This is a genomic window from Streptomyces sp. NPDC052020, from assembly GCF_040680575.1.
Lineage (GTDB): Bacteria > Actinomycetota > Actinomycetes > Streptomycetales > Streptomycetaceae > Streptomyces.
Map to the genome: position 1 here is coordinate 1 of NZ_JBFAWY010000043.1, position 19,121 is coordinate 19,121.

At 74.7% G+C, this 19,121-nt stretch carries 14 protein-coding genes; 8 read left to right on the forward strand and 6 right to left on the reverse strand.

Going from position 1 to position 19,121, the window contains the following annotated elements; all coding sequences use genetic code 11:
* Window positions 1–2,348 (forward strand): type I polyketide synthase (locus tag AB0L74_RS30200; RefSeq protein ID WP_365659282.1); only part of this gene is annotated, 2,348 nt, incomplete at its 5' end.
* 87 nt (window positions 2,349–2,435) lie between these two features.
* Here the strand turns inward: AB0L74_RS30200 and AB0L74_RS30205 are convergent.
* From AB0L74_RS30205 to AB0L74_RS30215, 3 genes are read right to left on the reverse strand one after another with little or no spacing between them, the layout of a single operon-like run.
* Window positions 2,436–4,064 (reverse strand): MFS transporter, encoded by a 1,629-nt coding sequence (locus tag AB0L74_RS30205; protein WP_365659285.1) that lies wholly within the window; start codon window positions 4,062–4,064, stop codon window positions 2,436–2,438.
* Entirely contained in the window at window positions 4,061–4,750 is a 690-nt protein-coding gene (locus AB0L74_RS30210; RefSeq protein ID WP_365659288.1) for a response regulator transcription factor, read from the reverse strand. The genes AB0L74_RS30205 and AB0L74_RS30210 overlap by 4 nt, the downstream gene beginning before the upstream one ends.
* Complete coding sequence (locus tag AB0L74_RS30215; protein ID WP_365659291.1) at window positions 4,738–6,024, reverse strand: sensor histidine kinase; 1,287 nt, start codon at window positions 6,022–6,024, stop codon at window positions 4,738–4,740. Before AB0L74_RS30215 ends, AB0L74_RS30210 begins: the two co-directional genes overlap by 13 nt.
* Before the next feature lie 209 nt (window positions 6,025–6,233).
* Here AB0L74_RS30215 and AB0L74_RS30220 point away from each other — a divergent pair, with 209 nt between their 5' ends.
* From AB0L74_RS30220 to AB0L74_RS30235, 4 genes are all read left to right on the forward strand, one after another.
* Window positions 6,234–7,037, forward strand: coding sequence for an ABC transporter ATP-binding protein (locus AB0L74_RS30220; RefSeq protein WP_365659294.1), 804 nt, complete (start codon window positions 6,234–6,236; stop codon window positions 7,035–7,037).
* Entirely contained in the window at window positions 7,037–9,583 is a 2,547-nt protein-coding gene (locus AB0L74_RS30225; protein WP_365659297.1) for an FtsX-like permease family protein, read from the forward strand. Before AB0L74_RS30220 ends, AB0L74_RS30225 begins: the two co-directional genes overlap by 1 nt.
* A 249-nt stretch (window positions 9,584–9,832) precedes the next feature.
* The gene (locus tag AB0L74_RS30230; protein ID WP_365659300.1) at window positions 9,833–10,591 is read left to right on the forward strand and encodes an alpha/beta fold hydrolase; all 759 of its coding nucleotides are present in this window, start codon (window positions 9,833–9,835) and stop codon (window positions 10,589–10,591) included.
* Window positions 10,592–10,795: 204 nt separating this feature from the next.
* Window positions 10,796–11,965, forward strand: coding sequence for a PP2C family protein-serine/threonine phosphatase (locus AB0L74_RS30235; RefSeq protein WP_365659303.1), 1,170 nt, complete (start codon window positions 10,796–10,798; stop codon window positions 11,963–11,965).
* An 81-nt stretch (window positions 11,966–12,046) separates the two neighbouring features.
* Here AB0L74_RS30235 and AB0L74_RS30240 read toward each other — a convergent pair whose 3' ends face one another.
* Both AB0L74_RS30240 and AB0L74_RS30245 read right to left on the reverse strand, forming a co-directional pair.
* Entirely contained in the window at window positions 12,047–12,886 is an 840-nt protein-coding gene (locus AB0L74_RS30240) for an RNA polymerase sigma factor SigF (RefSeq protein ID WP_365659305.1), read from the reverse strand.
* A 182-nt stretch (window positions 12,887–13,068) separates the two neighbouring features.
* Window positions 13,069–14,643: an IucA/IucC family protein gene (locus AB0L74_RS30245; protein WP_365659308.1), complete on the reverse strand. Its 1,575-nt coding sequence runs from the start codon at window positions 14,641–14,643 to the stop codon at window positions 13,069–13,071.
* 96 nt (window positions 14,644–14,739) lie between these two features.
* Here AB0L74_RS30245 and AB0L74_RS30250 point away from each other — a divergent pair, with 96 nt between their 5' ends.
* Genes AB0L74_RS30250 through AB0L74_RS30260 form a run of 3 tightly spaced genes read left to right on the forward strand, consistent with a single transcriptional unit; the run spans window position 14,740 to window position 18,362 of the window.
* Window positions 14,740–16,254, forward strand: coding sequence for an IucA/IucC family protein (locus AB0L74_RS30250; protein WP_365659311.1), 1,515 nt, complete (start codon window positions 14,740–14,742; stop codon window positions 16,252–16,254).
* 45 nt (window positions 16,255–16,299) lie between these two features.
* The gene (locus AB0L74_RS30255; protein WP_365659314.1) at window positions 16,300–17,574 is read left to right on the forward strand and encodes a VWA domain-containing protein; all 1,275 of its coding nucleotides are present in this window, start codon (window positions 16,300–16,302) and stop codon (window positions 17,572–17,574) included.
* Window positions 17,574–18,362: a hypothetical protein gene (locus tag AB0L74_RS30260; RefSeq protein WP_365659317.1), complete on the forward strand. Its 789-nt coding sequence runs from the start codon at window positions 17,574–17,576 to the stop codon at window positions 18,360–18,362. The genes AB0L74_RS30255 and AB0L74_RS30260 overlap by 1 nt, the downstream gene beginning before the upstream one ends.
* A gap of 76 nt (window positions 18,363–18,438) precedes the next feature.
* Here the strand turns inward: AB0L74_RS30260 and AB0L74_RS30265 are convergent, their stop codons facing one another.
* A complete protein-coding gene (locus AB0L74_RS30265; RefSeq protein WP_365659320.1) occupies window positions 18,439–19,077 on the reverse strand; it encodes a helix-turn-helix domain-containing protein in 639 nt (212 codons plus the stop codon).
* Window positions 19,078–19,121: the final 44 nt, after the last annotated feature.

Sequence of the window (19,121 nt, forward strand, 5' to 3'; positions counted from 1 at the left end):
ACGTCTACGCCGAAGTCACCCTCCCCGACGACGCCCACCCCGACACCGACGCCTTCGGCATCCACCCCGCCCTCCTCGACGCCGCCCTCCACGCCTTCGGCCTCGGGGACCCGGAGAGCGACGACGGGCAAGCGGGCATGCTGCTGCCCTTCGCGTGGCGGGGCGTGACCCTGCACGCCTCCGGGGCGACCCGGCTGCGGGTGCGGATCGCCCGTGCCTCACAGAACGCGCTGTCCGTTCTCGCGGCGGACGCGCGGGGCGAGACGGTGGTGTCCGTGGAGTCGCTCGTGCTGCGCGCCATCACCGCCGAGCGGCTGCCGAACACCGGAGCCGGCCGGCAGCCGCTGTTCGGCGTCGACTGGACGCCCGTACCGCTCCCGCGGGTGAGCGATCCGGCCACGGAGCTGCTGACCGTGCGGCCCTCCGGCGCGCACACCGCGGCGGACGCCTGGTGGGCGGAGGCCGAGGCCCAACTGCCCAACGAGATTCCCGCGATCGTCGTGCTGCACGGTGACGAGGGACCCGACGCGTCGCTGTCCGGCTCCGAGCCGGTCCCGGTGTCGGCGGGGACCGCCGCGGCGGTGCGGACCGCGACCGGGCGGGTGCTGTCTCTGCTCCAGCGGTGGCTCGTGGACGAGCGGTTCAGCGACACCCGGTTCGTCGTCGTCACCCGGCGGGCCGTGTCCGCGCCCCGCCCCGGCGACGGGGCCGAGGACGTGCTCGACCTCGCGGGCTCCGCGGTGTGGGGCCTGGTGCGGGCCGTGCGCGAGGAGCACCCGGGCCGGGTGGCGCTGGTGGACGTGGACGGCACGCCGGAGTCGTGGAAGTCCCTGCCCGCCGCGGCGGCGGCGACCGGCGGAGAACCCGAGCTCGCCCTGCGCGACGGCACCGCGCTCGCCCCCCGGCTCGTACGGGTCACCGCCACCGTCGACGCGGCGGACCGCACCGGCCCGGAGCCCCGCGACGGCCGGCTCGCGCCCGAGGGCACCGTGCTGGTCACCGGCGGCACCGGCGGCCTCGGCCGGGTGGTCGCGCGTCACCTCGTCGCGGAGCACGGCGTACGGCACCTTCTGCTGCTCAGCCGCCGCGGCCCGGCCGCCGAGGGAGCCGGCGAACTCGCGGCGGAGCTCGCCGAGTCGGGCGCGCGCGTCGACATCGTGGCCTGCGACGCGGCCGACGAGGACGCGCTGCGGGCCGCGCTCGCCGGGATACCGGACGCGCACCCCCTGACCGGTGTCATCCACACCGCGGGGGTGCTCGACGACGCGACGCTGGCCGCGCAGACGCCCGAGCGGTTCGACACCGTGCTGCGGCCCAAGGTCGACGCGGCGCTGAACCTGCACCGGTCGACGGCGGACGCGGACCTCGCCGCGTTCGTGGTGTACTCGTCCGCGGCGGGAACCCTCGGCGCCGCAGGGCAGTCCAACTACGCGGCGGCCAATGCCTTCCTCGACGCCCTGGCACAGCACCGGCGGGCCCAGGGCCTGGCCGGGCTCTCGCTGGCCTGGGGGCTGTGGACCGCCGGCACGGGAATGGGCGGCCGGCTCGCCGAGGCCGACGTCCGTCGGATGGGCCGCTCCGGGATGCGGGCGCTGGCGGAGGACGAGGGCCTGGCGCTGTTCGACGCGGCGCTCGCCGGGGGCGTCCCGGACCGCGCGGTGCTGCTTCCCATGGCGCTCGACGTCGCCCGCGTCGCGGCCGGCCAGGGTGGCGAGGGCGTGCCCGCGATGCTGCGCGCGCTGCCCGGGGCGCCCGCCCGCAGGGCCGTGGTCCGGGGCGGTGACGGTACGGGTGACGGGTCCCGGGGCGGCGAACTGGCGGACCGGCTGGCGCGGATGACGCCGCCGGAGCAGGAGCGCGCCCTGCTGGACCTGGTGCGCGCGCACACGGCGGAGGTGCTGGGACACGCCCGGGCCACGGACGTCGATCCGGTGCGCGGCTTCGTGGAGCTGGGCTTCGACTCGCTGACGGCGCTCGAACTGCGCAACCGGCTGGGCGGCGTGAGCGGGCTCCGGCTGCCGTCCACCCTGATCTACGACCACCCGACCCCGCTCGCCGCGGCCCGTCACCTGCGGGCCGAGCTGGTGGAGGGCGGGGCCGCGGCGGCGTCGCCCCTGGCGGCCCTGGAGGCCGAACTGGTCGGCTTGGAGGCCGCGATGAGCGTGGTCACGCCCGACGTGGCCGAGCACTCCCGCGTCGCGGCCCGGCTGCGGGCGCTGGCGGCGCAGTGGAGCGAGGTGGCCCGGCCGGCCGACGAGCGCACGGTCGAGGACGACCGGGCGGAGCTGGAGTCGGTCTCGGCGGACGAGCTGTTCGACATCCTCGACGGCGAGCTGGACGCCGGCTGACCCCCGCCGGACGCGCCACCGCCCGGCAGACGACGGAGGCCGGCCACCGTTTCCACGGTGGCCGGCCTCCGTCGTCACGTACCCGGCTCAGCTCCGCCCGGGCACCGCCGGGGCCTCGTCGCCGTCCGCGTCCGCCGCGCCCGCCGCGCCCGTCGTAGCGGGCGCGGCGGACGGCTCCGGGGACGCCCCTCGCGTGTGCCGCAGCAGCACCAGGGAGACCACCGCCATCAGGAGCAGCAGCCCGGCCGCGGTCCAGGAGGCGGCGCGCAGGCCGTGGGCGAACGCCTCCCGGGCCGCGGTGAGCAGTTCGTCGCCGGTGCGGGCGGGCAGGTGGCGGGATGCCTCCACGGCGCCGCCGAGGGTGTCCCGCGCGGAGCGCACCGCTTCTCGCGGCAGGTCCGCCGGTACCCGCCCGGCGATGTCGTCGCGGTACACCGCGGTGCCGATGGAGCCGAGGATGGCGACACCGAAGGCGCCGCCGAACTCGGTGGCGGTCTGGGAGAGACCCGAGACGGACCCGGCGCGGTCCGGCGGGGCCGTGGCGATCACCAGGTCGGAGGTTATGGTCATGACAAGGGTGATGCCGGCCGACATGACGACGATGCCGGTCACGAGCATCCCGACGCCGGAGTCGGCGTGCATCTGGGCGAGCACCCCGTACCCGAGCGCCCCGACCACCAGGCCGCAGGTCACCACCACGCCCGGACGCACGAAGCGCGCCAGCACGGGGGCGAGCCCGGAACTGACCAGTGCGGCACCGGCGGCGGGCAGCGCCCACAGGCCCGCCCGCAGCGGGCTGAAGCCGAGCACCATCTGGAGGTACTGGGCGGTGAAGAGGCCCGAGCCGACCAGGGAGAAGATGGCGAGCACGCTGGTGGCGACGGAGGCGCTGAACGCCCGGTCGCGGAAGAGGCGTACGTCCAGGAGGGGTTCGGCGAGCGCGCGCTGGCGCCGCAGGAAGTACCAGCCGACGGCGAGGCCCGCGGCGATCGCGGCCACGGGCACGGCGCCCGGCCCGTCCTCGGCGATGCGCTGGATGCCGTAGACGGCGGGCAGCACGGCGGCCAGTGACAGGGCGGCGCTGAACAGGTCGAACCTGGCGGGCTCAGCGGCCTTGAACTCCGGCAGCAGCAGCGATCCGAGGATCAGCAGCAGCACCATCACCGGCAGGTTGACCAGGAAGACCGAGCCCCACCAGAAGTGTTCGAGGAGCACACCGCCGAGGAGCGGGCCGAGGATGGCCCCGCCGGCGAACGCCCCGGTCCACACGGCGATGGCGATCCTGCGCTGCCCGTCGTCGCGGAACATGGTGCGGATCAGCGACAGGGTGGACGGCATCAGGGTGGCGCCGCCGAGCCCGAGCAGGGCGCGGCTCGCGATCAGCATCGCGGGGCCGGAGGCGAGGCTGGCCACCACGGAGGCCGCGCCGAAGACGACGGCACCGCTCATGAGCAGCCGCTTGTGGCCTATCCGGTCGCCGAGCGCGCCCATCGTCAGGAGCAGTCCGGCGAGGACGAACGGGTAGATGTTGACGATCCACAGGAGCTGCGCGCTGCTGGGGTCCAGCTCGGCGCTGAGGAACGGCAGTGCGTAGGACAGGACCTGCATGTCGAGCGAGACCAGCAGGACCGCGATGATGAGGACGGCCAGTCCCGTCCACTGCTTCCGTCCGGCCCTGGAGGGCGCCTGGACGGGCGCCGCCGCGGCGTGGCTCATGGGGTGCTCCGCTCCTGCTTCGCCGACGGGTGCTGCGCCTCGGCGTTCAGGTAGGCGAGTACCGCCAGCACACGGCGGTTGTCGTCCCCGGACACGGCGAGGCCCAGCTTGGAGAAGATGCTGTTGGTGTGCTTGCTGACCGCCTTCTCGGAGACGAACATCCGCGCGGCGATGGCCGCGTTGGAGCGGCCCTCGGCCATCAGGCCGAGCACCTCGCGCTCCCGCTCGGTCAGGCCGTGCACCGGGCTGGTCTCGGTGTCGTGCTTGGTCATCAGCTCGGACACCACCTTCGGGTCCATCACGGTCCCCCCGGAGGCGACCTGTTTGACCATGTCGACGAAGCGGCGCACGTCGAAGACGCGGTCCTTGAGCAGATAGCCGACGCCGCCGTTCTGGTCGGACAGCAGTTCCCGCGCGTACATCTGCTCCACGTGCTGGGACAGCACCAGGACGGGCAGGCCCGGCACCTGCGCGCGGGCCTGGACGGCGGCCTGGAGCCCCTCGTCGGTGAAGGTGGGGGGCAGCCGCACGTCGACGATGGCGACGTCGGGCCGGTGGGTGAGCAGCGCCCGCAGCATCGCCGGGCCGTTGTCCACCGCCTCGATCACCTCGAAGTCGTGTGCGGTCAGGAGTTGTACCAGTCCCTCCCGCAGCAGGGCCAGGTCCTCCGCGATCACAACTCGCACGGGATCTCCATGGTCACTAGGGTCGGTCCGCCCATCGGGCTGCTGATGTCGAGTGTTCCGTCGAAGGACGCCAGACGGCGCTGGAGGCCGCGCAGACCGCTGCCGCCCTCGGCCGTGGCGCCGCCGCGCCCGTTGTCGCCGACCTCGGCGCGCAGGCGGCCGTCGGCGTACCAGAGCCGGATGCTCACGCGGTTCGCGCCGCTGTGCTTGGTGACGTTGGCGAGCGCCTCGGCGATCACGAAGTAGGCGGCGGACTCGATCGGCGGCTGGGGCCGTCTGGGCAGGTCGATGCAGACCTCGACGGGGATGGCCAGCGCCACCGCGAGCGCTCGGACGGCGCCGTCGAGCCCGCGCTCGGCGAGCACCGGTGGGTGGATGCCGCGCACCAGGTCGCGCAGTTCGCTGAGGGCCTGGCTGCTGGACTCCATCGCTTCGGCGAGGAGTTGGCGCACCAGCTCGGGGTTGGTCTCCAGTTGCGTGTCGGCGAGTCCGAGCTTCATGCCGAGGGACACGAGACGGGCCTGCGCCCCGTCGTGCAGGTCCCGCTCGATCCGGCGCAGCTCGGCGGCCTGCGCCTCCACCGCTTCGGACCTGGTCTCGGTCAGCTGCTCCACGCGCAGGGCGAGGCGGGCGTTGCGGGTGGGCGCGAGCAGGGCGCGGTTGAAGCGGATGTACACCCGCCCCAGCGCCGGCGCGATCAGCAGGCCGGTCACCACGAAGAGGAAGCCCTGCGGGATGGCGAGGTTGGCGTCGCCCTGGTCGGTGATGAACCAGATCGCGCCGAATCCCCAGTGCGGGCCCATGCTCTGCCAGAGGAACGGCGTGACGAACATGCCGTTGAGGCCGTAGGCCACGAAGGACACCGGCAGCAGCCCGAGCACCAGGCCCACGGGGGCGTCGAGCGCCATCCACAGGATGTCCCGCCAGGTGGCGGGGTCGGACAGCAGCCGGCGGCAGTGGTCGAAGGTGCCCGCGGTGTCATAGGCGCCGTCGACGGTGGTCCGCCGGTAGGGGGTGTCGATGGCCTCGCCCGTCCATTCCCGGGCGGTGCGCCGGTGGAAGTTGGCCAGACCGCGCACGGCGGTCATGACGACCGGCAGGACGAGGAACCCTATGCCGATGGCCATGGCGGCGAAGGTGGTGAGCGTGACGGTCAGCAGGACCACGCTCCCGGCCTGGGAGAGTACGGCGACCAGCAGCCCCCGCACGCACCAGCGCAGCCGCTCCGCGAGCCCGCGCCGTTTCGGTAACCGTGCGGTCCCAACCCTGTTCAAGTGCCCCAGCCTCCCTGTGCTCCACGGCCGCCCGCGTCGATTGAAGGATCGCACGCCGGCACCGGCCGGGCGGTGGGGATCGGTCCCGGTGGGGGGTAGGGATTTCTCCACCCCGGTTGTGGAAGAAGACCCATCGGCCCGCACCCCTGCCCGTCCCTAGCGTGGACAACGTGATCGCGGCCACCACGCGACAGGTTCAGGGAGTGTGAATGGACACCACCATCGCTGTAGACGACACGGTACGGCTCGAAGCCGTCCACAAGGTGTACGGCCAGGGCGCCAACTCGGTGACGGCCCTCAACGGCGTCAGCCTGGGTTTCCAGCGCGGCAGTTTCACCGCCGTGATGGGTCCGTCCGGCTCGGGCAAGAGCACCTTCCTGCACTGCGCGGCGGGACTCGACCGGCCGACCTCGGGCACCGTCCTGCTGGACGGCGAGGATCTCGGTGACTACGACGAGACGACACTGGCGAAGATGCGGCGCGAGCGCATCGGCTTCATCTTCCAGGCGTTCAACCTGCTGCCCGCCCTGTCCGTGGTGCAGAACGTCACCCTGCCGCTGAAGCTCGCGGGGCGGCGTCCCGACCGCAAGCGGGTGGCGGAGATCATCGAGCGGGTGGGGCTCGGCAACCGCAGGAACAACCGGCCCGCCCAGCTGTCCGGCGGCCAGCAGCAGCGTGTGGCGATCGCCCGCGCCCTGGTGACCGGGCCCGCGGTGGTCTTCGCCGACGAGCCGACCGGCGCCCTCGACACCCGTACCGCCCGCGAGGTGCTGCTGCTGATGCAGGAGTCCGTGCGGGCGCTGCGGCAGACCATCGTCATGGTGACGCACGACCCGGTGGCCGCGTCCTACGCGGACCGGGTGGTCTTCCTGGCCGACGGCCGGTTCGTCGGGGACTTCTACAACCCGACGGCCGAGGCGGTCGCCGAGCGCATGACCCGTCTGGGCGCGTGGGCGGACGAGGTACCCGCCACGCGCGGCCGGCAGTCCACCGCGGCCGGAGGCACGTACTGATGTTGTCCCTGGCACTGCACACGCTGCGGTTCCGCCTCGGCGGATTCGTGGCCACCTTCATCGCCATGTTCTTCGGCGCGGCCCTCATCATGGCCTGCGGCGGGCTCATGGAAAGCGGCGTCCGCGACGCGGTGCCGGCCCAGCGGCTCGCCGCGGCCCCCATCGTGGTGGCGGGCGACCAGGACTACGACGGCTCCCAGCTCGCCGAGCGGGTGCGGCTCGACCAGGCGCAGGTGCGCACGGTCGAGGGCGTGCCCGGGGTGGAGCGGGCGGTCACCGACGCCTCCTTCCCGGTGGCCGTCGTCCGCGACGGCCGTCCGGTCACCTCCCTGTCCGGCAGCGCCACCGGCGACGAGCACCGTCAGCTCGGCCACGGCTGGACCTCCGCCCAGCTCGCCCCCTACACCCTCACCGCCGGGGCCCGGCCCGGCGCGCCGGGTGACGTGGTGCTCGACACCCATCTCGCCGAGCGGGCCGGCGCAGGCGTGGGCGACCGGGTGCGCGTCGTCGCCGACGGCCGCACCCGGGAATACCGGCTCACCGGCATCGTCGAGCAGTCCGGCGGACGTACGGCGTCCCAGCCCGCGGTGTTCTTCAGCGACGAGCAGGCCGCGGCGCTGCGCGGCGACGACACCGTGGACGCGATCGGGGTGCTGCCCGCGCCGGGCACCGACACCGCCGAGCTGCGCGACCGGATCGACAAGGCCCTGGACGGCGCCGCCGTGACGCTGGCCGGCGACAACCGGGGGCTCGCGGAGTTCCCGCAGGCCGCCGCCAGCCAGCAGAACCTCATCATGCTCTCCGCGATCTTCGGCGGCTGGGCGGTCCTGGTCGCCATGTTCGGGGCGTCCTCGACGCTGGGTCTGACGGTGCAGCAGCGGCAGCGTGAGATGGCCCTGCTGAAGGCGATCGGCACCACCCCGTCCCAGCTGCGCCGCATGATCCTCAGCGAGACGCTGGTGATCTCCGTCCTGGCCTCGGTGCTCGGCTGCCTGCCGGGCGCGCTGCTCAGCGGCCTCCTCTTCGACAAGCTGGTCGACGCCGGGATCATCTCGGGCGCCGTCGAGTTCCGGCAGGGCCTGGCGCCCGCGGTCGTCGCCGTGGTGGCCTCGCTGCTGGCGTCGGTCGGCGCGGCGTACATCACCGCCCGCAAGATCGCCGCGACCCGGGCCACCGACGCCCTGGCGAGCAGCGCCGCCGAGGGCCGCTGGCTGACCCGTACCCGGATCGTGCTGTCGGTGCTCTTCCTCGTCGGCGGCGCCGGCATGGCCGTCATGACCGTGACGATGATGGAGGGTGACCTGACCGCCAGTACGGCGGGCCCGGCCTGCATCATGTGGGCCATCGGCCTGGCCCTGCTCGCCCCCGGCTTCACCAAGGCGATCGTGTGGCTGTTGCAGGGCCCGGTGCGCGCGCTGACCGGACTCACCGGGTACATGGCGGTGCTCAACGCCCGCGCCCACACCATCCGTCTGGCCTCGACCATCACCCCGATCATCCTGCTGACCGGCGTCGCCACCGGCACCCTGTACATGCAGCAGATCGAGGACGCCTCCAACCGGGCCGCGCACAACGGGGTGCTGCGCACGGACGACGTGCTGACCGCCAGGGCCGGCGGGTTCGCTCCCGGCACCCTGGAGCGGGTGCGGCAGGTGCCGGGCGTCGAGGCGGCCTCCTCCTACGTGACCAGCACCGGCTTCGTGCAGAGTCCCGAGGACGCCCGGCAGACCGGTGACGGCTGGCCGTTGCAGGGCGTCGACGACGCGAAGAACCTCACGGTGGGGGCCGCCACCGGGTCGCTGTCCGACCTGCGCGGCGACAGCGTGGCGCTGCCGGTCGAGCACGCCGAGTCCCTGGGCCGCGAGGTCGGCGAAACCGTCACCCTCCGGCTCGGCGACGGCACCCCGGTCACGGTGAAGGTGGTGGCCACCTACCAGCCGGAGGGCGACGCGACGGCGCTGCTGCTGCCCGCCCCGCTGCTGGCGGCGCACACCACCGACGGGGTCGCCCAGCAGATCCTGGTGCACCACGACGCGGGGACCGACCCGGCCGAGGTGACGGCCGCGGTGACCGCGCTCGTCAAGGACCAGCCGGGCGTCGAGGTGTCGGACAGCGGCGCGCTGACCGCCGGGCGCACCGGGGGCCAGCAGCAGCTGGCCACCATCAACTACCTGGTGGTGGGGCTGATCGTCGGCTACACCGCGATCTCCGTGATCAACACCCTGGTCGCGGCCACCGCCCGCCGCCGCCGGGAGTTCGGGCTCCAGCAGCTCACCGGCTTCACCAGGAAGCAGGTCATGGCGATGATGGGCCTGGAGAGCGTGCTCACCTCGATCGTCGGGGTGTTCCTCGGCACGGTCGCCGCGACCATCACCTTCTTCCCCTACAGCCTCGCCAAGCTGGACGAGCTGGTCCCGTCCGTACCGCTGTGGATCTACTTCACGGTCGTGGCCGGCGCCGTCGTGATCACCGCCGCGGCGACCCTGCTGCCGACCTGGCGGGCCACCGGTTCCCGCCCGGTGGAGGCGGCGACCGCGGCCGCGTGACGACGGGCCCGGTGTCCCTTCCCGGACCACCGGGCACGCCACCGGGCCACCCCTGAACCGGATGCCCCGAATCCCCCGCGGGGCATCCCACCGGGTCCCACCGCCTGAACAGGCGGTGGGACCCTTCTCGCTCCCCGGACACCCCCTAGGCACCCCAGCTAGGGGTTGGGCCGGGAGGCGTCCGTTGAGAGGCTTGCCCGGCGGGCGAGGTCCCGCTCCGGTACGCCAACCATGTGTGAGGGGCCCCAGGTGACGAGCAGGGTTCAGGAGAAGAGCGCGTGGATTCAGCGCTTCCACCCGTCCGCGGAGGCCGGCGCCCGGCTCGTCTGCTTCCCGCACGCGGGCGGCGCCGCGACCTACTTCCACCCCGTCTCCGCGGCGCTGAGCCCGGGCATCGAGGTGCTGGCCGTCCAGTACCCGGGGCGCCAGGAACGCAGGGCGGAGCCCGTCGTGCGCTCGGTGGAGGAACTGGCGCGGCAGGCGACCGCGGCGATCCGTCCCTGGGCGGACCGTCCGCTGGCCCTCTTCGGCCACAGCATGGGCGCGCTGGTCGCCGCCGAGGTGGCGCGGCGGCTGGTGGACGAGGGCGCGCCGCCGCTCACCGTCATCGTCTCCGGCCGCCGCTCGCCCACCAGCTTCCGCGACGAGAGCGTGCACCGGCGCGACGACCAGGGCATCGTGGCCGAGATGGCCAGGCTCGGCGGCAGCGACGTCCGCGTCTTCGAGGACCCCGAGATGCGGTCCCTGCTGCTGCCGGTGATCCGCGCCGACTACGAGGCCGTGGAGACGTACCGCTACCGCCCCGGCCCGCCCCTGCCCTGCCCGCTGCTCGTCCTCCTCGGCGACAACGACCCGGTGGCGAGCGTCGAGGAGGCCCACGGCTGGGCCGAGCACACCTCGGGCGGCTTCGAGTTGAGGACGTTCTCCGGCGGCCACTTCTACCTGAACCAGCACGCCGCGGCGGTGACCGCGGCGATCCGGGACCATGTCACGGCCCTGACCGGCTGACAGGGCCGGTACGTGGAGCCCCCCGGGCCCCCGGCGCCGAGTCGGCGCCGGGGGCCCGCGCTCGTCGGCATCCGCCTTGGCGGGGCGACGGCGGTTTCCCTCCCCCGCCCCGGCCCGCCCCGTGGACCGGACGACGGGGCTTCTTCCCCAGGTGAGGACGGCGGAACCCGGGGAATAAGTGGCGACGTCGGATGGGAGGTTGCCATGGCAGGAAGAGATCTGGAACTGGGCGAGCTGCTGGCCGCCGCGGAGGCCGCGCCGCCCGGGGAGTCCGTCGGCGTGATCGCGCGGGATCTGCGCAAGCGCTTCGGGGCGACGCGTGTGTCGTTCCTGTTCGCCGATCTCGTGGGGCAGCGGCTGCTGCGCCTGAACGCGCCCGCCGAAGGCGGCCGGGCGGACGCCACGGAGCGGATCGACGTGCGCGGCAGCGTCTACGACACGGTGCTCCGCACCCAGCGCCAGCGGGTGGAACCGGACGGCCAGGGCGGCAAGCGCGTGATCTCGCCGGTGACCAATCGCGGCGACTGCATCGGGGTGCTGGAGGTGACGGTGCAGTACGCCGACGACACCGTGCTCGGAAACATCGGCGACGCGGCCCACGTACTGGCTTACCTCATCGTCACGGACCGCCGCTTCACCGACCTGTACCACGCGGGCCGGCGCACCACCCGGACCAGCCTGGCCGCCGAGATCCAGCACCAGCTGCTCCCTTCGGCATCCTGCTGCGAGGCCCCCCAGTTCACCCTTGCCGCGGGACTGGTCCCGGCCGACGACATCGGCGGCGACACCTACGACTACACCCTCGACGGGGACACCCTGCACCTGTCCATCACCGACGCCATGGGCCACGACACCGACTCCGCCCTGCTGGCCACGCTGGTGATGGGCGCGCTGCGCGGCGCCCGCCGCAGTGGCTGCGACGCGCTCCAGCAGGCCCACCGCGCCCACCAGGCCCTGCTGGCCCACAGCCGTGGGCTGGCCACCGGGCAACTGCTGTGCGTCCGTCTCGACACGGGCACCTGCGAACTGGTCAACGCGGGACATCCCCGGCCGCTGCGCCTGCGGAAGGACGCCGCCAGGGCCGAGGAGGTCAAGCTCGCCGTCAACCTGCCGTTCGGCGTCGCGGCGCCGACCTCCTACCGGCTCCAGGAGCTTCAGCTGTCCCCCGGCGACCGCCTGGTCCTGCTCACCGACGGCATGCAGGAACGCGGGGCCGCGGCCGTCGATCTGGCCTCCGTCGTCCGCGACACCCGCGACGCGCATCCCCGGGAGGCCGTCCGCGCCCTGACGACCGCGGTACTCGATGCCTGCCGGGGCGATCTCAAGGACGACGCCACCGTCCTCATCCTGGACTGGCACGGTCCCCGGCGCTGACCGGCGGGGCCGCGGGCCCGCCCGCCGCCGCGCACCCCGCTCGCGGCCGGTCCCTGCCCCTGCCCCCGGGGGCTGTGGCGGTCAGTCGGTGGTGAGCATGCCCGCGCGCAGGCGGGTCAGGGTGCGGGACAGCAGACGGGACACGTGCATCTGGGAGACCCCGAGGCGCTCGCCGATCTGGGCCTGGGTCAGTTCCTCGACGAACCGCATGTGCACGATGCGCCGGTCCCGCTCGTCCAGCTCGGCGATGAGCGGCGCCAGGGTGTGGAAGTCCTCCACCAGCTCCAGCGTCGCGTCCTCGGCGCCGATGAAGTCCGCGAGCGCCGTCTCGCCGTCCTCGCCGGAGCCGATGGCCGCGTCCAGGGAGGAGGAGTTGTACCCGTTGGAGGCCAGCATCGCCTCGTTGACCTCCTCCTCGCTCAGGCACATCAGCTGGGACAGTTCCCTGACGGTGGGGGTGCGGCCCAGCCGGCTGCGCAGTTCCTCGGTCGCCCTGGCCAGCTGGACCCGGGCCTCCTGAAGCCGGCGGGGGACGTGCACGGCCCAGGAGGTGTCGCGGAAGAAGCGCTTGATCTCGCCGACGATGTAGGGCACCGCGAAGGAGGTGAACTCCACTTCGCGGGCGATGTCGAACCGGTCGATGGCCTTGATCAGGCCGATCGTGCCGACCTGGACGATGTCCTCCATCTCCCCCGGCCCGCGGCTGCGGAAGCGGGCGGCCGCGAAGCGGACGAGGGAGAGATTCATCTCGATCAGCGTGTTGCGGGCGTACTGGTACTCGGCGGTGCCCTCTTCGAGCACGGCCAGCCGGTCGAAGAACAGCCGCGACAGTTCACGGGCGTCCTGCGGGGCCACCTCCGAGGGGGAGACGACCTCCGGCAGTTCGGTTATGTGCGCGTCCGCCTTCTCCGCGACCGTCATGTCATGCCCTTCCCTGTGTCCAGCCCGTGCATCGCCGGCACCTGTGCGTCGGCGTCAGGGCGCATACCCAGGCCCGGCGGAAGCACTCCTGGCAAGCGGAAGCAATGGGTCCCGCCGTCCGCCGCCGGGGCCGGCGCCGCGGTCGGTGAGCCGCTCGTGCGGACCGGCGCCAGTGGTTCGGGTCAGACACCGGCCAGCGGGTTGGGCAGCGGCCGGTAGCGGGCGGCGGCGCCGTCCGCGCCCGTCCAGCGCAGCAGCAGGTTGGTCTTGCCGGGCAGGGTGGGCGAGGACAGCAGCGCGGGGATCTCGGCCACCTCGTGCCGGGCCAGCTCGCGGCGGGCGGCGGGCCAGGGGTCGAATCCCGGGTGGTGCTCGGCCAGGGCGGCGGCGATCTCGTACAGATGGTTGACGACCAGGCAGTACACCAGCCGCTCCCAGCCGGCCGCGCGCGGGGTGTCGGTGAGCAGTTTGACGCCCTCGGCGTCCCGGAACAGCGCCTGCGCGGGGGTGCCGGTCCGGTCCACGGCGACGAGCGTGTTCTGCGCGTGGGCCTCCAGGACGACGCCGTGACCGGCGAAGGCCGCCAGGACCGGCGGTACGACCGCGGCGAGGTACGCCTCCCACCAGGCGCCGGGGTTCGCCGCGTGCTCCAGCGGACTGCCCGCGAAGCCCTCCACCAGGCCGGCGGCGAGCAGCGGGGTCGCCCCGGGCGTCAGCCGGTCGCGCAGCCCGTCGCGGACGACGACGGCCAGTTCCTCGAAGGCGAAGTCCGCGGTGCGGTAGCCGCGGTCGCCGAGCCAGACCGCCGGCGGCCCGATCGCGGCGAAGGCGGCGGTCGCCGCGGCGTCGGTGCGGCGCAGCCTCAGCAGGTCGTGGCGCCACAGCCGACGGATGTCGTTGGTGATGCGCACATCGAGGCTGAACTTCCAGAACACGTCCCGCTCGGGGGCGTACACCGTGCGGATCGCGGCCGTCGGCCAGACCGGGAAGGGGGTGCGGCCCAGCCGCAGGAGACGTCCGTCGGCGAAGGCGGGGGCGAGCGCGGGACCGGCCAGGTCGAGCTGCCAGGGGTGCGCGGGCAGCAGCCGGTAGCCCGGCGGGGCCGTGCCGAGGGCGTCCAGGGCCGCGGTGTCGCCCTCCTCGGCGACCGTGTCCTCGCGCACGCCGAGCAGGGTCAGCGGGAACCGGGCGTGCGCCTCGGGCGCGTACGGCAGCCAGCCGGCGTGCGGCCCGCCGCCGCGCGCCTTGGGGGCGGGGTGGTGGGGGTGGCCGGTGAGGAGGCACTGCTCGGAGACGAGGTAGGGGTCGCCGGGCGGGGTGGCGAGATCCCGGGCGGCCAGCAGCGCGGCGACCGCGTCCCGGCTGTCGGTCATCTCGGTGGGCAGTTCGTGGTTGGGCAGGCCGGTGTGCCGGGTCAGTTCCTCGGCCGTGAGCTTGACCAGCTCGGCGTGGCCCAGGCGGTGCCAGCGGCCCGCCGCGTACGCCTCCGGCTCGGCGGGCCGCCGCCCGGCCCGCACCCGCAGCAGCCGGCCACTGCCGGGCAGCCGGTACACCCGCCGCTCGCCGCGGGCCCGGCCGGGGAGCGGCTCGGCCACTTCCCGCAGCAGGCAGTTGAGCAGCGGCGCGGCGGCGTAGGCGTCGGCGCGCTCCGCGGCGTCGCCACCGCGGCCCCGGGCGGCGCCGCCACCCGCCGGGGCGGCGCGCCGGGCCGGGGGGTCGTCGCCGGCGGGCGGGGGCAGGAGATCCACGCGATCCACTCGTTCCCTACGGTCTGTCCATGGGCCAGGACGGTCAGTATGTCTGGCGTCGTCCCTGGCGTCATGACGCCCTGTTCGTACCCGAGGAGTCCGCCCGTGCACCGTCCCCTCACCGCCGAGGCCGAGGTCGCCGAGGAGCTGGCCGCCGTACGGCCCGGGCTGCTGTCCCGGTACACGGCCGCGCTGCCCGGCGCCCGCGCCGCCGTGCTGTCCCGGCTGTGGCGTGCGCTCGCCTACGAGCCGCTGCCCTGGGTCGAGCGCCGGGAACCGGGCCGGGGGTCGCTGGTGCTGCGGCTGCGGGACGGGCGCCGGCTGGACGGCCCGGCCGCCGATCCCTACCGCACCGACGCCTACGTCACCGCCGTCCGTCTCGACGGCGCCGCGTACGCCGACCCGGCGGCGCTGGTGCGGGACCTCGCCGTACCGCACGGCCCGGCCTTCGCCGCCGAACTCGGGCACAGCGTGGCCTCGTCGGCGCTGGCCCGGGCCGGGCAGCCGGACGGCCCGGCGGGCGGGCGGGGGTGGCCGCGGCACGACTGGGAGTGGGAGCAGCGGGTCGTCGACGGGCACCCGTTCCATCCCGGCTGCCGCTCCCGCCCGGGGTTCTCGGTGGCCGAGCAGCTCGCTTACGGACCCGAGCACCGGCCGGTGGTGGAGCTGGAGCTGGTGCCGGTCCCGGCGGCGCGGTGCCTGGTGGCCGGCGCGTGGCCGCCGCGGCTGCGGGACGCGGGGCGGGTGCTCGTCCCGGTGCATCCGTGGCAGGCGGCGCATGTGCTGAAGCGGCGGGGCGGGGCCCGGCTGGCCGCGCACCCGCTGATGTCCCTGCGCACCCTCGCCGTGCCCGGCGGGCCGCACGTCAAGACGGCGCTGAGCGCCCGGCTGACCTCCTCGGTGCGGGACATCTCCGTCGCCTCCGTCGCGGCCTCCGCGGCCCTGTCGGCGTTCGGGGAGGAGCTGGCGGCGCGCACGGACGGGCTGCTGCGCGTCACCCGTACGCGGGGCGCCGTCACGGACGGCTCGCCCGACCTGGCGGCGGTGGTGCGCGAGTCGCCGGCGGCGTACGCGGCGCCGGGCGAGCACGTGGTGCCGGTGGCGGCGCTCGCCGCCACCGGGCTGCCCGGCTCCCCCGCCTGGCTGGCCGGGTTCACGCGGCTGGCCCTCACCGCCGGGCTGCGCCTGCTGGAGCTGGGCGTGGCCCTGGAGGCGCACGGGCAGAACCTGCTGGTGGTGCTGGACCCGTCGGGCGCGCCGCGGCGGCTGGTCTACCGCGACCTGGCCGACATCCGCGTCGGCCCGGCGCGTCTGGCCCGGCACGGGATCGCTACGGACGGCCTGCCCGAGCGGATCGTCACGGACGACGAACGGGCGCTGCGCCGCAAGCTGTTCGGTTCGCTGGTGGGCGGGGCGCTGGCCGCCGCGGCCGGGTCGGGGGCGGCGCTGCGGGACGCCCTGGAGACGGCCGTACGGGATCTGCCGCGCACCCCGGACCTCCGGGCGCTCCTCGGCGAACCGCTGCCGGTGAAGGCGCTGACGCTGATGCGGCTGTCGCCCGGGGCGGCCGGGGACCTGTGGGGCGAGCTGCCCAACCCGCTGGGTGACTCCCCCTGGTGACGGTCCGTTTTGGAGCGCGGCGCCGGCGCTCCGTAAGATCCGCCGATGATCATAAGTAAACGGCTCGCGGCAGGCGTGAGCGCGCTGCTCGCCGCGCTGACGGCCGGGCTCGCCTTCCCGGCCGGGGCGGTGGCCGGTGAACCCGCGGGGGAGGACGCCCCGAAGGTGAATCTGGTGCTCGACGTCAGCGGTTCGATGCGGGCGCGGGACATCGACGGCGGCTCCCGGATGGCCGCGGCGAAGCAGGCGTTCAACGAGGTGCTCGACGCGACGCCCGAGGAGGTGCGACTGGGGATCCGCACGCTGGGCGCCGACTACGCGGGCGACGACCGCAGGACGGGCTGCGAGGACACCGCCCGGCTGTACCCGGTCGGCCCGCTGGACCGCACCGAGGCCAAGACGGCCGTGGCGACGCTGGTGCCGACCGGCTGGACGCCGATCGGCCCCGCGCTGCTGAAGGCGGCCGACGACCTCGACGGCGGCTCCGGCTCCAAGCGGATCGTGCTGATCAGCGACGGCGAGGACACCTGCGCCCCGCTCGACCCGTGCGAGGTGGCCCGCGAGATCGCCGCCAAGGGCATCGGCCTGACCATCGACACGCTCGGCCTGGTCCCCAACGCGAAGATGCGGCAGCAACTCGGCTGCATCGCGGAGGCGACCGGCGGGACGTACACGTCGGTCGAGCACACCGACGAACTGGCCGACCGGGTCGGCCAGCTGGTGGACCGGGCGGCCGACCCGGTGGTGACGCCGGTGGCGACCACCGGCGCGGACACCTGCGCGAAGGCGCCCGTACTGACGTCCGGTCTGTACACCGACCGGGAGGAGTTCGGGCAGCGGCGCTGGTACCGCGTGGACGTCCTGCCGGGCCAGGAGCTGCGCGCCTCGGTGAGCGTGGCCGCCGACCGGGCCGTCGCCCCGAACTACGGGGTGCTGCTGCGGGCGGTGACATCGCGCGGCCGCGAGATCGTGCGCGGCGAGGCCGCGGACAGCGGGCGTACGGACATGATCTCGACGGGCCTGCGCTACCCGAAGCCCGAGCGGGAGGACGCCGACGCCGGCAAGCCGGCCGCCGAGACCGTCTGCCTCCAGGTCACCCACTCCTTCGCGGCGGCCTCCGGGGTGAAGTCCGCGCCCGGGCTGCCGCTGGAGCTGACGGTCGACGTCGTCGACGGCCCGGACCGGGCGGGTGACGTGGCCGCCTTCGGCCTCGGGCGCGGCTGGTGGCTGCTCGGCGTGCTCGTCCTCGCCGGGTTCCTCGGCGGTCTGGTGTGGGGCTGGCTGTCGCGCTGGCGGATCGCGGTCTGGAGGACCAACTGATGCGTACCCTTCGCGCCCTGGGCGCCGCGCTGCTGACGCTCGGGCTCGCGGCCGCCCCCGCGGCGGCCGACACCCCCTCCCCCGGCCCGTCGGACGGCGCCGGCGCCCCGGCCTGGGCGGGCACGTCCTTCCGGACGGCGGCCGAGATCGAGCAGGGGCAGCGGGCCACGGCGAGCGGTTCGGCCGGTGACTACCTGTACTGGTCGTTCCCGGCCGACACCGGGCAGCGCCCCACCGTGCGGGCCACGGTGAGGCTGCCCGGGACACACGCCGCCGAGACCTGGCGGATCGACGTGTACGACGGTCTGCGCCGCCGGCAGTCCTGCCAGTACGGCGCGCAGACGCGCACCGCGGCGGCGGGCGCGTCCTCCGTGGAGCTGGCGTGCGTCCTGCGCACGGTGCGCGCCTGGGCGGAGCCGTGGGCCAACGACCCGCTGCCGGGCACCTACTACGTCCGCCTCACGGCCGTGGGCCTGCCGGCGTCCGACCGGGGGCTGCCGGTGGGCGCCGAGGTCCGGGTCGACGCCGAGCACATCGGCGGACCGGCGGCGGTGGACGGTTCGCTGGCCGAGCCGCTGGTGCCGGGCGTCGCGGCGAGCGACCGGGGCGGTGACGACTCGGCGGTGCTGTTCGGGCTGGAGCCCGACGACGGCTGGTCGTCGGGCTGGTGGTCCGACCGCTGGGTGTGGACCGCGGCGGGCGGCGTGCTGGCCGCGCTGGCGGGGGTCGCCGGGTACGCACTGACGCGCGGTCCGGGGCGGCCCTCCCGGGTGCCGCCGGGGGCCTGACACCCCGTCCGGCACCTCGCCGGGATCCGCAACCGGAGGGTCCGCCCTCCCCCGCGGCGGACCCTCCGGCCGTCTCTCACCCCTCCCGGAGCGCCTTGGCCAGCGGTCCCTCGCCCGTCACCTCGACACGGCCCTCCCGTACGGCCTCCGCCACGCTCACCTCGCCGCGGCCGACCGCCGCACACGTCCCGGCGTCGAGGACCAGCCGGGCATCGGGCTCCCCGGGGGCCGGCCCGTCGCCGTAGACGGGCCCCTCCACGGCCCCCGCGTGGAGGTGGAAGTCCCCTTCCTCCAGGCCGACTTCGACCACCCCCTCGCCCTCCCCCGCCAAGGCCCGCAGCAGCGGCAGCGCGAACCAGTGCGCCCGCACCGCGTCCGTGGGCCGCCGCTCTCCCAGCTCGGCCGCGCCCCAGCTCCCCAGCGCCTGGAGCACGGGCAGCAACTGCCGCCCCCTGCCGGTGAGTTCGTAGACATAGACGGCGCCGGGCGGCGGCAGCCGGCGGCGGGTCGTCAGCCCGTCGCGCTCCATGTCCTTCAGCCGCGAGGCCAGGACGTCCGTACTGACGCCGGGCAGATCCGCGTGCAGGTCGGTGTAGCGCCGCGGGCCGGCCAGCAGTTCACGGACGATCAGCAGGGTCCAGCGGTCGCCGACGAGGTCGAGGGCGCGGGCGACGGAGCAGTACTGGTCGTAACTTCGGCGAGTGCGGGGTGACATGCGACGCAGTCTAGACAAGTTGTTGGACTTTCCAAGTGCCCACT